The 14,356-nt window shown below is 59.3% G+C and carries 10 protein-coding genes, 2 tRNA genes and 3 rRNA genes; 9 read left to right on the forward strand and 6 right to left on the reverse strand.

Annotated features, from left to right (window positions below; genetic code table 11):
• The first annotated feature begins 94 nt into the window (after positions 1-94).
• Together pcaH and pcaG are read left to right on the forward strand one after the other, a co-directional pair.
• The gene (gene pcaH, locus ACWPW1_RS03175) at positions 95-820 is read left to right on the forward strand and encodes a protocatechuate 3,4-dioxygenase subunit beta (RefSeq protein ID WP_313648122.1); all 726 of its coding nucleotides are present in this window, start codon (positions 95-97) and stop codon (positions 818-820) included.
• An 11-nt stretch (positions 821-831) separates the two neighbouring features.
• Positions 832-1,443 (forward strand): protocatechuate 3,4-dioxygenase subunit alpha, encoded by a 612-nt coding sequence (gene pcaG, locus ACWPW1_RS03180; protein ID WP_271653762.1) that lies wholly within the window; start codon positions 832-834, stop codon positions 1,441-1,443.
• A 60-nt stretch (positions 1,444-1,503) separates the two neighbouring features.
• Here pcaG and coq7 read toward each other — a convergent pair whose 3' ends face one another.
• The 4 genes from coq7 to hemJ all read right to left on the reverse strand — a co-directional run bounded on the left by coq7 (position 1,504) and on the right by hemJ (position 3,878).
• Entirely contained in the window at positions 1,504-2,151 is a 648-nt protein-coding gene (gene coq7, locus ACWPW1_RS03185) for a 2-polyprenyl-3-methyl-6-methoxy-1,4-benzoquinone monooxygenase (protein ID WP_059313398.1), read from the reverse strand.
• Positions 2,152-2,191: 40 nt separating this feature from the next.
• Positions 2,192-2,533 (reverse strand): histidine triad nucleotide-binding protein, encoded by a 342-nt coding sequence (locus ACWPW1_RS03190; RefSeq protein WP_017642985.1) that lies wholly within the window; start codon positions 2,531-2,533, stop codon positions 2,192-2,194.
• A gap of 81 nt (positions 2,534-2,614) precedes the next feature.
• Positions 2,615-3,403 (reverse strand): SDR family NAD(P)-dependent oxidoreductase, encoded by a 789-nt coding sequence (locus ACWPW1_RS03195; protein ID WP_059313400.1) that lies wholly within the window; start codon positions 3,401-3,403, stop codon positions 2,615-2,617.
• Positions 3,404-3,452: 49 nt separating this feature from the next.
• A complete protein-coding gene (hemJ, locus tag ACWPW1_RS03200) occupies positions 3,453-3,878 on the reverse strand; it encodes a protoporphyrinogen oxidase HemJ (RefSeq protein WP_059313401.1) in 426 nt (141 codons plus the stop codon).
• 174 nt (positions 3,879-4,052) lie between these two features.
• Here hemJ and erpA point away from each other — a divergent pair, with 174 nt between their 5' ends.
• On the forward strand, positions 4,053-4,403 hold the full coding sequence (erpA, locus tag ACWPW1_RS03205; protein WP_007162616.1) for an iron-sulfur cluster insertion protein ErpA: 351 nt from the start codon (positions 4,053-4,055) through the stop codon (positions 4,401-4,403).
• 17 nt (positions 4,404-4,420) lie between these two features.
• Here the strand turns inward: erpA and ACWPW1_RS03210 are convergent, their stop codons facing one another.
• Positions 4,421-5,506 carry an anhydro-N-acetylmuramic acid kinase gene (locus ACWPW1_RS03210; protein ID WP_454252331.1) on the reverse strand — a complete coding sequence of 362 codons (1,086 nt, stop codon included), beginning with the start codon at positions 5,504-5,506 and terminating at the stop codon, positions 4,421-4,423.
• A 1-nt stretch (position 5,507) separates the two neighbouring features.
• Positions 5,508-6,944, reverse strand: a complete 1,437-nt coding sequence (locus tag ACWPW1_RS03215) for an OapA family protein (protein WP_454252332.1) — start codon at positions 6,942-6,944, stop codon at positions 5,508-5,510.
• Between the two features lie 168 nt (positions 6,945-7,112).
• Here ACWPW1_RS03215 and tyrS point away from each other — a divergent pair, with 168 nt between their 5' ends.
• The 6 genes from tyrS to rrf all read left to right on the forward strand — a co-directional run bounded on the left by tyrS (position 7,113) and on the right by rrf (position 14,072).
• Positions 7,113-8,312, forward strand: a complete 1,200-nt coding sequence (tyrS, locus tag ACWPW1_RS03220; RefSeq protein ID WP_454252333.1) for a tyrosine--tRNA ligase — start codon at positions 7,113-7,115, stop codon at positions 8,310-8,312.
• A gap of 504 nt (positions 8,313-8,816) precedes the next feature.
• Positions 8,817-10,353 (forward strand): 16S ribosomal RNA (locus tag ACWPW1_RS03225).
• A 97-nt stretch (positions 10,354-10,450) separates the two neighbouring features.
• Positions 10,451-10,527 (forward strand) — tRNA-Ile (locus ACWPW1_RS03230).
• A gap of 6 nt (positions 10,528-10,533) precedes the next feature.
• Positions 10,534-10,609 (forward strand) — tRNA-Ala (locus tag ACWPW1_RS03235).
• Between the two features lie 293 nt (positions 10,610-10,902).
• A 23S ribosomal RNA gene (locus tag ACWPW1_RS03240) occupies positions 10,903-13,795 on the forward strand.
• 161 nt (positions 13,796-13,956) lie between these two features.
• Positions 13,957-14,072, forward strand: a 5S ribosomal RNA gene (gene rrf / locus ACWPW1_RS03245).
• The 16S, 23S and 5S rRNA genes sit together here with 2 tRNA genes alongside, the layout of an rRNA operon.
• Positions 14,073-14,356: the final 284 nt, after the last annotated feature.

The raw sequence follows: 14,356 nt of genomic DNA on the forward strand, positions 1-14,356 counted from the left end.
TGGGGAGGCGCAGCTTTCAATTCAGCCAGATAGCCCAGTGGTCCACACTGGGCTCAGCCAGATCCTGGCCCCGATCCTTCCGTGGAGCATTCCAATGCATAACAAGCCCCACGACGTACGCTACGTCGCCCGTGATCGCACCTGGCATCCCCAGGCCTATACGCCTGCCTACAAATCCTCGATTCCGCGCTCGCCGCGCCAGGCGTTGGTGAGCCTGCAACATCAGACGGCGTCCGAGCGCACCGGCCCGGACTTCTCGCGGCTGCCTCTGGGGCCGCATGACAACGACCTGCTGCTCAACTTCGGCACCGGCCAATTGCCCCAGGGCGAGCGTATCGTGCTGTTCGGTACCCTGCGTGACCAGTTCGGCAAGCCTGTGCCCAATTCCCTGGTGGAGATCTGGCAGGCCAATGCCGGTGGCCGCTATCGGCACAAGAACGACGTCTACCTGGCGCCCCTGGACCCCAACTTCGGTGGCGTTGGCCGCACCCGTACCGACAGCCAGGGCAACTACGTCTTCCGCACCGTCCGCCCCGGTCCCTATCCCTGGCGCAACGGCAGCAACGACTGGCGCCCGGCGCACATCCACGTCTCGGTCATGGGTCCGGCCATCGCCACCCGGCTGATCACCCAGCTGTACTTCGAGGGCGATCCGCTGATCCCGCTGTGCCCCATCGTCAAGTCCATCGCCGATCCTGACGCCGTGCAGACCCTCATCGCCCGCCTGGACATGAGCATGGCCAACCCCATGGATTGCCTGGCCTACCGTTTCGACATCGTCACCCGCGGCGCGCGGCAGACGTTCTTCGAACATCACTGAGGACGCGCGAGATGACGCCCAACTATCAAGCTCTGCTGCCGGAAACCCCCTCCCAGACCGCCGGCCCCTATGTGCATATCGGCCTGGCCCTGGCGGCCGCCGGTATCCCTACTCGCGACGTCGAGATCTGGAACGAATTGGCCAAGCCCGGCGCCCCTGGCGAGCACATCCTGCTCACCGGCCAGGTGTTCGACGGCAACGGCAACCTGGTGCGTGACTCCTTCCTGGAGTTCTGGCAGGCCGATCATGAAGGTCAGTACGACCCGGTCTACGACGTCGAGAAGGCCTTCAACGGCTTCGGCCGCACCGCCACCACCTTCGACGCCGGCGACTGGACGCTCCACACCATCAAACCTGGCCAAGTCGCCGACCAGCGCGGCCAGCCCATGGCCCCGCACATCAACGTCACCCTGTTCGCGCGCGGCATCAACATCCACCTGCAGACCCGGCTCTACTTCGACGACGAAGCCGAGGCCAATGCCCGCTGCCCGGTCTACAACCTGCCGGAGCCGGAGCGCCGGGCTACCCTGCTGGCGCGCCGTTGCGAGATCGATGGCCGCCTGGCCTATCGCTTCGACATCCACCTGCAGGGGCCGCAGGAAACCGTCTTCTTCGATATCTAGCGTTGCAGACAGCAAAAAGCCCTGCCAAGGCAGGGCTTTTTCATGGGCGCGATCCGCAGGTCAGATGCGGTAGGTGGTCTTGGTCATGACCTTGGACATCAGGCTCATGCCGTATTTGACCGGCGTGGGAAAGCGCCAGCCACCGGCCGCCAGGGCGTGCTCGGCATGCTGTTCCTCATCGATGCGCATCTGCTCCAGCACCGCCCGCGACTTGGCGTCGGCTGCCGGCAGCTTTTCCAGGTGCTCATCCAGATGGCGGCAGACCTGGTCCTCGGTGGCGGCGACGAAGCCCAGGCTCAGGCGATCGCTGATCAATCCGGCACCGGCGCCGATCCCGAAGGACAGGCCATAGAACAGCGGATTGAGCAGGCTGGGTCGCTCACCCAGGGCGCGGATGCGCTGTTCGCACCAGGCCAGGTGGTCGATCTCTTCGTCCGCCGAACGCTCCATTTCCTCCCGGACTTCCGGCAGCTTGGCGGTCAGCGCCTGGCCCTGGTACAGCGCCTGGGCACAGACCTCGCCCGTGTGGTTGATGCGCATGAGGCCGGCTGCGTGGCGCCGCTCCTCGTCGCTGAGCTCGGCATCCTTGAGCGGAATGGCCGGCGAGCTGCGCGTGGGAGCGCCGCTGAAGGGTGTCAGGGTACGCAGGGCGGTATCGGCCTGGATCAGCAGCCGATCGAGCGGGGAGTAGAGGCGCTTGGAGCGCATGGTGATCTCCTTGGCGGGCGAGGGAAGGGCAGGGCGATACTCATCCCGGCGGCCAGGTCATCTGCCGCTTGCCCAGCACATGCATATGGATGTGATAGACCGTCTGGCCACCCAGGGCGTTGCAATTCATCGCCACGCGGAAGCCTTCCTCGCACCCCTGCTCCTGCGCCAGGCGCTGCGCGGTGAAGAGGATGTGCCCGGCGAGCTGCTTGTCGTCGGCCTCGCTGAGGTCGTGCAGGGTTGCGATGTGCTTCTTGGGTATGACCAGAAAATGCACGGGTGCCTGTGGGGCGATGTCATGGAAGGCCATGACCTGATCGTCCTCGTAGAGCACCTTGGCCGGAATGTCCCCGGCGACGATCTTGCAGAACAGACAATCCACGTCGATCTCCTGCTGGCTGAATAGACCCGAAGTGTAACAGCGGCTATGCCCTGGGGTCAGGTGCCGCCCGTGAGTTCACCCTTACGCCGGCTGAAAGAGTTTGCCGACCCGCGCCGCGATCACGCGGACCAGGGCACGAGGGAAGATGCGCGGCAACAGGCTGCCCAGGCGATTGCGCCAGCCCGGCACGATCACCGCCTGACGCCGCTCCAGCCCGCGGACGGCGGCCAGGGCCACTTCCTCGGCGGACATCAACAGCTTGCCCTGCTCCATGCGCCCGGTATGCAGGCCGGCGTTCTTGAAGAAGGCGGTCTTCGTCGGACCTGGGCAGAGCACCGACACCGACACCCCACGCCCCTTGAGCTCTTCGCGCAGACCCTCGGAGAAATGCAGCACATAGGCCTTGGTCGCCGCATAGCTGCTCATGTAGGGAATGGGCTGGAAAGCCGCGGTGGAGGCCACGTTGAGGATCTGACCACCGCCCTGGATCGCCATGTGCTGGCCCAGGGCGTGACAGAGGCGGGTCAGTGCCAGGATGTTCAGCTCCAGCTGTTCCTGCACCCGCGGCCAGTCTGCTTCGAGGAAGTCCCCACCGCTGCCGATCCCGGCGCAGTTGACCAGCAGGCCGATGGCGCGCTCGCTCTGCTCCAGCTCGTGCAGCAGCCCGGTCAGGTGCAGGGGCTCGGACAGATCGCAGACGCGGTAGAGCACCTCCACGTCGAAGCGCTGGGCCAGTTCGGCGGCGATGCTCTCCAGCTTGTCCTTGCGCCGGGCGAGCAGGATCAGGGGCTGACCCCGCCGCGCCAAGGCCTCGGCCAGGGCCAGGCCGATCCCGCACGAGGCACCGGTTACCAGGGCATAACGCTGCATACTGCTTTCTCCAGGATAGTGCCGGTCGCCGGCGGGGTCCGCCACGGACCTAGTAGGGTTTGACCACCACCAGGATGACGATGGCGATGAGCACCAGCACCGGTACCTCGTTGAACCAGCGATAGAACACATGGCTGCGCTTGTTCTCGCCGCGCTCGAATTTCTTGCGCATGGCGCCACAGACATGGTGATAGCCGATCAGCACCACCACCAGTGCCAGCTTGGTGTGCATCCAGCCCTGGGTCAGCCAGCTCGGATTGATCACCAGCAGGCCGATGCCGAACACCAGCGTGAGGATCATCGCCGGCAGCATGATGCCGCGGTACAGCTTGCGCTCCATCAGGCAGAAGCGCTCATGACTCACGGCGTCGCTGCTCTGGGCGTGGTAGACGAACAGCCGCGGCAGATAGAACAGGCCGGCGAACCAGCAGACCAGGGCAATCAGGTGAAAGGCTTTGAACCAAAGATAGAGCATCGGGGCGTTCTCCTTATCAGGCGGCGCGATATTAGAGTGGCGCTGCCGGCAAGTCATTCACTCCGGTCGTCTCGGCTGACAGCCCACGGTCGCGCAATAGTTGACCGTTTTGCTCGGGCAAGCGGATAATTTCGAGACTGAATTGTGTTCGGCGCAAGCCGGGAGACTACGGCAATGACCATTGAAACCTTCACCCCGACCCCCCTGCAGTTCACCCTGGGCGCGGCCAGCAAGGTGAAGAACCTGATCGAGGAAGAGGGCAATCCCCGCCTGAAGCTACGCGTCTTCGTCACGGGTGGCGGCTGCTCGGGCTTCCAGTACGGCTTCACCTTCGATGAAGATTCCGCGGATGACGACACCGTCATCGAGCGCGATGGCGTGCATCTGGTGGTGGACCCCATGAGCTTCCAGTACCTGGCCGGCGCCGAGGTGGATTACCAGGAAGGCCTGGAAGGCTCGCGCTTCGTCATCAAGAACCCCAACGCCGCCACCACCTGCGGCTGCGGTCAGTCCTTCTCCATCTGACCTGAACCGTGCCCGGCCTAGCGCGGGTAGAGTGCGCCCAGGACCCGGAGCCCGCTGGCTCCGGTGACCTCGGGGCAATTGCCGGGTAGCCGTTCGCAGAAGCGCTGGGCCAACCAGGCGAAAGCCATGGCTTCCATCCAGTCCGGCGATACCTCATAGGCCGCGGTACTCTGTACCTTCGCGGGTGCCAGGTGCCGGGCCAGGCGCTTCATCAGGTCGACATTGTGCGCACCGCCGCCACAGACCAGCACCTCGTCCACCGTCTGGGCCGTGCGGATGCTCTCGGCGATGCTTCTGGCGCTCAGCTCGGCCAGGGTGGCCTGGACGTCAGCGGGATCCAGGGCGGCGTGCTGTCCAAGATGCTGCTGCAACCAGCGCAGATTGAAATGCTCGCGGCCGGTACTCTTCGGTCCGCTCTTTACAAAGAAGGGGTCGCTCAGCAGCCGCTGCAGGAGCGTTGGGACGACCTGCCCCTGCGCTGCCCAGGCACCGTTCGCGTCGAAGTGCAGCCCCTGGCTGTGATGGATCCAGGCATCCAGCAGTACATTGCCCGGTCCGCAATCGAAGCCGCGCACTGGCAGCCCCGGCGCCAGCAGGGTCACATTGCTGAAGCCGCCGATATTGAGCACTGCGCGTGGGCGATCCAGGCCGAACAGGTCGGCATGGAAGGCTGGCACCAGGGGAGCGCCCTGGCCACCCGCGGCGAGATCACGACGGCGGAAATCGGCCACCACGTCGATGCCGCTCAGCTCGGCCAGGAGGGCGGCGTCGCCGAGCTGCAGGGTATAACCCTGCGCCGGCAGGTGGCGAATGGTCTGGCCATGGCTACCCACGGCGCGGATGTCGTCCGGTGTCAGCCCCTGTTGCTCGAGCAATTCGGCGATACCTTGGGCGGCCAGCCTCACCCAGGCCTGCTCGGCCTGGGCGATGCGCTCGATCTCGTTGTCCCCAGGCGCGCACAGGGCCAGCAGCTCGCCACGCAAGGCGTCGGGCATGGGCATGCCCAGGGCGGCGACGAAGCGGGTCCGTTCCTCCTGCTCGATCAGGGCGATATCCAGTCCATCCAGACTGGTGCCGGACATCACCCCCAGGTAGCGCGGCATCCTAGCGCTTGTTCATCGCGAGGAGCGAAGCCCGCTCCTGGTCCATACGGGCCATGAGCGGCTGGCTCTGGGCCAGGAAGCGCGAGATTTCGTTCTTGGCGATGGGATCGGCCATGGGCAGTTTCACCCCAAGCGGATCGACGTGGTTGCCGTTGATGCGGAATTCGTAGTGCAGGTGCGGCCCGGTTGCCAGCCCGGTCATGCCCACGAAGCCGATCACCTGGCCCTGCTTCACGGCCGTACCGGCCCGCATGCCCTTGGCTATCCGGCTCATGTGGCCGTAGACGGTGGTGTAGGTCTTGCCATGTTGGATCATCACCACGTTGCCGTAGCCGTTCTCGCGACCGGATTTAACGATCTTGCCATCACCGGTGGCATGGATCGGCGTCCCGGTCGGCGCGGCATAGTCGACGCCCTTGTGCGCCCGCATCTTGTTCAGCACCGGATGGAAACGGCCCATGGTGAAGCGCGAGCTGATCCGCGAGAACTCCACCGGGGTACGGATGAAAGCCTTGCGCATGCTGCCGCCTTCCGCCGTGTAGTAGTTGGTGGTGCCGTTCTTCGCGGTATAGCGCACCGCGGTAAAGGCCTTGCCCTTGTTCACGAAGCGAGCGGCCAGGATGTTGCCGTAGCCGACGTGCTTGCCGTTGACCACCTTGTCCTCGTACACCACCTCGAATTCGTCGCCTTCCTGGATGTCCAGCGCGAAGTCGATGTCGTAGCCGAAGATGTTGGCCAGCGCCATGGTCATGTCGTGCGACAGCCCGGCCTTCTGCGCCGAGGCGAACAGCGAACTGCTGATCCGACCCTGGGCATAGGCCTTGCGGATGTCCGGCGTAATGGTCTTGTGCTCGACCTCGTAGCCTTGGTCCGACTTGACCAGCGACAGGGTCTGCAGCGCGGTGAGTTTGGTGCGTACCGCCAGCAGTTCGCCAGAGGATTCACGCTGGAATTCGATTTTCTGACCTACCCGCAGGCGGGTCAGCTTCTTGGCTTCCTTGCTGCTGGCAATGACCTCGTGCACGACGGCGGCGGCAAGGCCGGCCCGCTCGAACAGTGTCGAGAGCGTATCGCCCTTGCGCACCGTCTCGGTCGTCCATTGCGGCTCGACGCTTTCGGTGGCGACGACCTCTTCTTCGGCAGGAGCTTCCTCGGCATTCTGCTCGGCCGGTTGATCCGGAGAGATCTGGGCAAAGGGGGAGGTGGCCTGGGTGTCCGCACCTTGAGTATCGGAGAGCACTTGCTCCTTTAGATCATCCTGATCCTGCACGGCGCGCCTGGCGTCGTGTTCCACATCCAAATTGATGAAAGTACGTTTCGCCTCGACCTGCTGAGAGGGAAACACGAGCAAGGCCAGACTCAAGAGTGCGGCCACCCCGCTGGCGGCCACGAGGTGGCTTTTGGGGTAGAACGGACTTTTGGAGATTGGCTTCGTCATTTAGCTACAGTGATGATGTGACGTTAAAAGAAGTGAATAACTGCCTAAAATATAATCAAAAGCTAGCTGTCACAACCCTTTGGGGCGGTTGATCCGACGTGCCGGCTGGCGGCTACCAGGGGCATCTTGATAAGGTTCACGCTTTCGAAATTCAGAGGCAAAGCCCCTATGAAAACGGTCCAGGAGCAGCTGGCGGTCATCAAGCGTGGAGCAGATGAGCTGCTCGTCGAGTCAGAGCTTGTAACAAAACTGGAGCGCGGCACCCCGTTGCGCATCAAGGCAGGCTTCGATCCGACCGCTCCGGATTTGCACCTCGGCCACACTGTGCTCATCAACAAGCTGCGTCAGTTCCAGGAGCTGGGCCATCAGGTCATCTTCCTGATTGGCGACTTCACCGGCATGATCGGCGACCCCAGTGGCAAGAGCGCTACCCGTCCGCCCCTGACCCGCGAGCAGGTGCTGGAGAATGCCGAGACCTATAAGGCCCAGGTATTCAAGATCCTCGATCCGGCCCGTACCGAAGTGGCCTTCAACGCCACCTGGATGGATCAGCTGTCGCCGGCGGACTTCATTCGCCTCTCTTCTCAGTACACCGTGGCACGCATGCTCGAGCGCGATGACTTCAGCAAGCGCTACGCAGGCAACCAGCCCATCGCCATCCACGAGTTTCTCTATCCCCTGGTCCAGGGCTATGACTCGGTCGCCCTGCGCGCCGATGTCGAACTGGGCGGTACCGACCAGAAATTCAATCTGCTCATGGGGCGTGAGCTGCAGCGTGCCTACGGCCAGGAAGCCCAGTGCATCCTGACCATGCCATTGCTAGAAGGCCTGGATGGCGTCAAGAAGATGTCCAAGTCCCTGGGCAACTACGTCGGCATCCAGGAAGCCCCCGGCGTCATGTACAACAAGCTGGTGTCCATTCCCGACACCCTGATGTGGCGTTACTTCGAGCTGCTCAGCTTCCGCAGTCTGGAAGAGATTGCCCAATTCCGCAGCGACGTGGAGCAGGGCGCCAATCCCCGCGACATCAAGATCAAGCTGGCCGAAGAGATCGTCGCCCGCTTCCATGGTGAAGAAGCGGCGCAGACTGCCCATCGCTCTGCGGGCAATCGCATGAAGGAAGGCGAGCTGCCGGAGGACCTGCCTGAGGTCGAGTTGGAAACCGATGCGCCATTGCCGGTCGCCGCCGTCCTCAACAAGGCCGGCCTGGTGAAGAACGCGGCGGCCGCCCGGGACCTGCTGGCAGCCGGCAGCGTCAAGGTGGATGGCGAAGTGGTCGATCGTGGCTTCCAGTTCGAGATCGGCCGTACCTATATATGTCAGGCCGGCAAGAAGACTTTTGCCCGCATCAGCGTCCGTCAGCAATAAAATTGAAATAACCTGTTGACGCCCTCTGAAACTCGCCTATAATGCGCCCCACTTCCGGCGCAGATGCTGAAGCGGCTTGAAAATCAAGCACTTAGGTCTGAGTCGGGCGAGGGGTCCACGGATTCTTCGCCATTTGGTTCTCGCCTTCGGGCGGTAACAGAGTGAAAGGGAGGGGTTGACAGCGTCTCAGGATGCTGTAGGATTCGCCTCCCGCTGCCGAGATTGGTTAGACCGGTCAGGCAAGCGCAAGTGGTTGAGTTGAAACGAAAAAGTTCAAATCAACGCTTGACAGGATGTGAGGCTAGCGTAGAATGCGCGCCTCGGTTAGCGACACGGTCGCAGCCACTGCTCTTTAACAAGTTGAATCAAGCAATTCGTGTGGGTGCTTGTGAGATAAGTCTGATGTCGCAAGATTATCAGCAACACAAGTAACTCGTGAATTCATGAGTTTTTTGCGATTGCTGAGCCAAGTTTAGGGTTTTCTCAAAACCCGATCAGTCTACTTAACTGAAGAGTTTGATCATGGCTCAGATTGAACGCTGGCGGCAGGCCTAACACATGCAAGTCGAGCGGATGAAGAGAGCTTGCTCTCTGATTCAGCGGCGGACGGGTGAGTAATGCCTAGGAATCTGCCTAGTAGTGGGGGACAACGTTTCGAAAGGAACGCTAATACCGCATACGTCCTACGGGAGAAAGTGGGGGATCTTCGGACCTCACGCTATTAGATGAGCCTAGGTCGGATTAGCTAGTTGGTAGGGTAACGGCCTACCAAGGCGACGATCCGTAACTGGTCTGAGAGGATGATCAGTCACACTGGAACTGAGACACGGTCCAGACTCCTACGGGAGGCAGCAGTGGGGAATATTGGACAATGGGCGAAAGCCTGATCCAGCCATGCCGCGTGTGTGAAGAAGGCCCTCGGGTCGTAAAGCACTTTAAGTTGGGAGGAAGGGCTCATAGCGAATACCTGTGAGTTTTGACGTTACCAACAGAATAAGCACCGGCTAACTTCGTGCCAGCAGCCGCGGTAATACGAAGGGTGCAAGCGTTAATCGGAATTACTGGGCGTAAAGCGCGCGTAGGTGGCTTGATAAGTTGGATGTGAAATCCCCGGGCTCAACCTGGGAACTGCATCCAAAACTGTCTGGCTAGAGTGTGGTAGAGGGTAGTGGAATTTCCAGTGTAGCGGTGAAATGCGTAGATATTGGAAGGAACACCAGTGGCGAAGGCGACTACCTGGACTAACACTGACACTGAGGTGCGAAAGCGTGGGGAGCAAACAGGATTAGATACCCTGGTAGTCCACGCCGTAAACGATGTCAACTAGCCGTTGGGATCCTTGAGATCTTAGTGGCGCAGCTAACGCATTAAGTTGACCGCCTGGGGAGTACGGCCGCAAGGTTAAAACTCAAATGAATTGACGGGGGCCCGCACAAGCGGTGGAGCATGTGGTTTAATTCGAAGCAACGCGAAGAACCTTACCTGGCCTTGACATGCTGAGAACTTTCCAGAGATGGATTGGTGCCTTCGGGAGCTCAGACACAGGTGCTGCATGGCTGTCGTCAGCTCGTGTCGTGAGATGTTGGGTTAAGTCCCGTAACGAGCGCAACCCTTGTCCTTAGTTACCAGCACGTTATGGTGGGCACTCTAAGGAGACTGCCGGTGACAAACCGGAGGAAGGTGGGGATGACGTCAAGTCATCATGGCCCTTACGGCCAGGGCTACACACGTGCTACAATGGTCGGTACAAAGGGTTGCCAAGCCGCGAGGTGGAGCTAATCCCATAAAACCGATCGTAGTCCGGATCGCAGTCTGCAACTCGACTGCGTGAAGTCGGAATCGCTAGTAATCGTGAATCAGAACGTCACGGTGAATACGTTCCCGGGCCTTGTACACACCGCCCGTCACACCATGGGAGTGGGTTGCTCCAGAAGTAGCTAGTCTAACCTTCGGGAGGACGGTTACCACGGAGTGATTCATGACTGGGGTGAAGTCGTAACAAGGTAGCCGTAGGGGAACCTGCGGCTGGATCACCTCCTTAATCGAAAGATGTCAGCTTGCTGGCAAGCACCCACACGAATTGCTTGATTCACTGATAGAAGAGCAATTGAGTTAGTTAGACTCAAGGTAAGACGATTGGGTCTGTAGCTCAGTTGGTTAGAGCGCACCCCTGATAAGGGTGAGGTCGGCAGTTCGAATCTGCCCAGACCCACCAATCGATGGGGCCATAGCTCAGCTGGGAGAGCGCCTGCCTTGCACGCAGGAGGTCAGGAGTTCGATCCTCCTTGGCTCCACCATCTCCACCTAACCGCTAACGCAATTGCTTGAAAAGCTCAGACATGAGCGTTTGATGCACCCTCCGGTGTAGCCCAAACTCTGATGTCTGGTCTTTGATCAGAACTGTTCTTTAAAAAATTGGGAAAGTGATAGAAGTAGACTGCATTAACTGTTTTCACTGGCAGTTAGTGTCGTCAAGGTAAAATCTTGCGAACTCAAGCGCAAGTTTTCGGCGAAATGTCGTCTTCACTCATCTAACGCTTTGCAGATCGGTAACGTCCTTGGACGTCAGCGAGATTGCTTGGGGTTATATGGTCAAGTGAAGAAGCGCATACGGTGGATGCCTTGGCAGTCAGAGGCGATGAAAGACGTGATAGCCTGCGATAAGCTTCGGTGAGGTGGCAAATGACCTGTGACCCGGAGATCTCTGAATGGGGAAACCCACCTAGCATAAGCTAGGTATCTTAACCTGAATCCATAGGGTTAAGAGGCGAACCAGGGGAACTGAAACATCTAAGTACCCTGAGGAAAAGAAATCAACCGAGATTCCCTTAGTAGTGGCGAGCGAACGGGGACCAGCCCTTAAGTTGATTTGAGAGTAGCGGAACGCTCTGGAAAGTGCGGCCATAGTGGGTGATAGCCCTGTACGCGAAACGCTCTTATCAATGAAATCGAGTAGGACGGGGCACGAGAAACCCTGTCTGAATATGGGGGGACCATCCTCCAAGGCTAAATACTCCTGACTGACCGATAGTGAACCAGTACCGTGAGGGAAAGGCGAAAAGAACCCCGGAGAGGGGAGTGAAATAGAACCTGAAACCGTATGCGTACAAGCAGTGGGAGCCCACTTTGTTGGGTGACTGCGTACCTTTTGTATAATGGGTCAGCGACTTATTTTCAGTGGCGAGCTTAACCGAATAGGGGAGGCGTAGCGAAAGCGAGTCTTAATAGGGCGTCTAGTCGCTGGGAATAGACCCGAAACCGGGCGATCTATCCATGAGCAGGTTGAAGGTTAGGTAACACTGACTGGAGGACCGAACCCACTTCCGTTGAAAAGGCAGGGGATGACTTGTGGATCGGAGTGAAAGGCTAATCAAGCTCGGAGATAGCTGGTTCTCCTCGAAAGCTATTTAGGTAGCGCCTCATGTATCACTCTGGGGGGTAGAGCACTGTTTCGGCTAGGGGGTCATCCCGACTTACCAAACCGATGCAAACTCCGAATACCCAGAAGTGCCGAGCATGGGAGACACACGGCGGGTGCTAACGTCCGTCGTGAAAAGGGAAACAACCCAGACCGTCAGCTAAGGTCCCAAAGTCCTGGTTAAGTGGTAAACGATGTGGGAAGGCTTAGACAGCTAGGAGGTTGGCTTAGAAGCAGCCACCCTTTAAAGAAAGCGTAATAGCTCACTAGTCGAGTCGGCCTGCGCGGAAGATGTAACGGGGCTCAAACCAGGCACCGAAGCTACGGGTATCACCTTTGGTGATGCGGTAGAGGAGCGTTCTGTAAGCCTGTGAAGGTGAGTTGAGAAGCTTGCTGGAGGTATCAGAAGTGCGAATGCTGACATGAGTAACGACAATGCGAGTGAAAAACTCGCACGCCGAAAGACCAAGGGTTCCTGCGCAACGTTAATCGACGCAGGGTGAGTCGGTCCCTAAGGCGAGGCTGAAAGGCGTAGTCGATGGGAAACGGGTTAATATTCCCGTACTTCTAGTTACTGCGATGGGGGGACGGAGAAGGCTAGGCCAGCTTGGCGATGGTTGTCCAAGTTTAAGGTGGTAGGCTGACTGTTTAGGTAAATCCGGACAGTTAAGGCCGAGAACTGATGACGATCCTTCTTTTAGAAGGAGAAGTGGTTGATGCCATGCTTCCAGGAAAAGCCTCTAAGCTTCAGGTAACTAGGAACCGTACCCCAAACCGACACAGGTGGTCGGGTAGAGAATACCAAGGCGCTTGAGAGAACTCGGGTGAAGGAACTAGGCAAAATGGCACCGTAACTTCGGGAGAAGGTGCGCCGGTGAGGGTGAAGGGTTTACCCCGTAAGCTCATGCCGGTCGAAGATACCAGGCCGCTGCGACTGTTTATTAAAAACACAGCACTCTGCAAACACGAAAGTGGACGTATAGGGTGTGACGCCTGCCCGGTGCCGGAAGGTTAATTGATGGGGTTAGCGCAAGCGAAGCTCTTGATCGAAGCCCCGGTAAACGGCGGCCGTAACTATAACGGTCCTAAGGTAGCGAAATTCCTTGTCGGGTAAGTTCCGACCTGCACGAATGGCGTAACGATGGCGGCGCTGTCTCCACCCGAGACTCAGTGAAATTGAAATCGCTGTGAAGATGCAGTGTATCCGCGGCTAGACGGAAAGACCCCGTGAACCTTTACTGTAGCTTTGCACTGGACTTTGAGCTTGCTTGTGTAGGATAGGTGGGAGGCTTTGAAGCGTGGACGCCAGTTTGCGTGGAGCCATCCTTGAAATACCACCCTGGCAATCTTGAGGTTCTAACTCTGGTCCGTTATCCGGATCGAGGACAGTGTATGGTGGGCAGTTTGACTGGGGCGGTCTCCTCCTAAAGAGTAACGGAGGAGTACGAAGGTGCGCTCAGACCGGTCGGAAATCGGTCGTAGAGTATAAAGGCAAAAGCGCGCTTGACTGCGAGACAGACACGTCGAGCAGGTACGAAAGTAGGTCTTAGTGATCCGGTGGTTCTGTATGGAAGGGCCATCGCTCAACGGATAAAAGGTACTCCGGGGATAACAGGCTGATACCGCCCAAGAGTTCATATCGACGGCGGTGTTTGGCACCTCGATGTCGGCTCATCACATCCTGGGGCTGAAGCCGGTCCCAAGGGTATGGCTGTTCGCCATTTAAAGTGGTACGCGAGCTGGGTTTAGAACGTCGTGAGACAGTTCGGTCCCTATCTGCCGTGGACGTTTGAGATTTGAGAGGGGCTGCTCCTAGTACGAGAGGACCGGAGTGGACGAACCTCTGGTGTTCCGGTTGTCACGCCAGTGGCATCGCCGGGTAGCTATGTTCGGAAGAGATAACCGCTGAAAGCATCTAAGCGGGAAACTTGCCTCAAGATGAGATCTCACTGGAGCCTTGAGCTTCCTAAAGGGCCGTCGAAGACTACGACGTTGATAGGTCGGGTGTGTAAGCGCTGTGAGGCGTTGAGCTAACCGATACTAATTGCCCGTGAGGCTTGACCATATAACACCCAAACAATCTGACCGCAGGTCAGAGCGTGAGGAAGACGACGCCGAAAACGAGCGCGTGGGTTCGCAAGACCCCAAAGACGAATTGTCTACTTCGATCACAGACCCAATTGGGCCGGCCAGGCAGTCTTAGCGCCTGGCCAGCCAACCGAATTGCTTGACGAACATAGAGCATTGGAACCACCTGATCCCTTCCCGAACTCAGAAGTGAAACGATGCATCGCCGATGGTAGTGTGGGGTTTCCCCATGTGAGAGTAGGTCATCGTCAAGCGCCTAACACCCAGCACCCCCGCTCAGTTCATTCTGGCGGGGGTGTTGTCTTTGGGGTGGGAAAAGTTTTGGCGGGATGCCAAGAGGCTTGGGCGGTGGGGCCTGCAGGCGGAAGCCGGAAAGCCGGAAAGCCGGTAAGCCGGTAAGCCATGCGGCTGAGGTTGCCCTCACCCTCTCCTGGGGGAGAGGGGGCCAGGAGCGGTGCGACTGGGCGCTTGAGGGCTACCTGACAGCCAAGGTGCTGCTTGGGGCCTGCAAGAGCGCCGACAGCCCGGCTACGCCGGG

Source organism: Pseudomonas sp. Marseille-Q7302 (assembly GCF_965111925.1).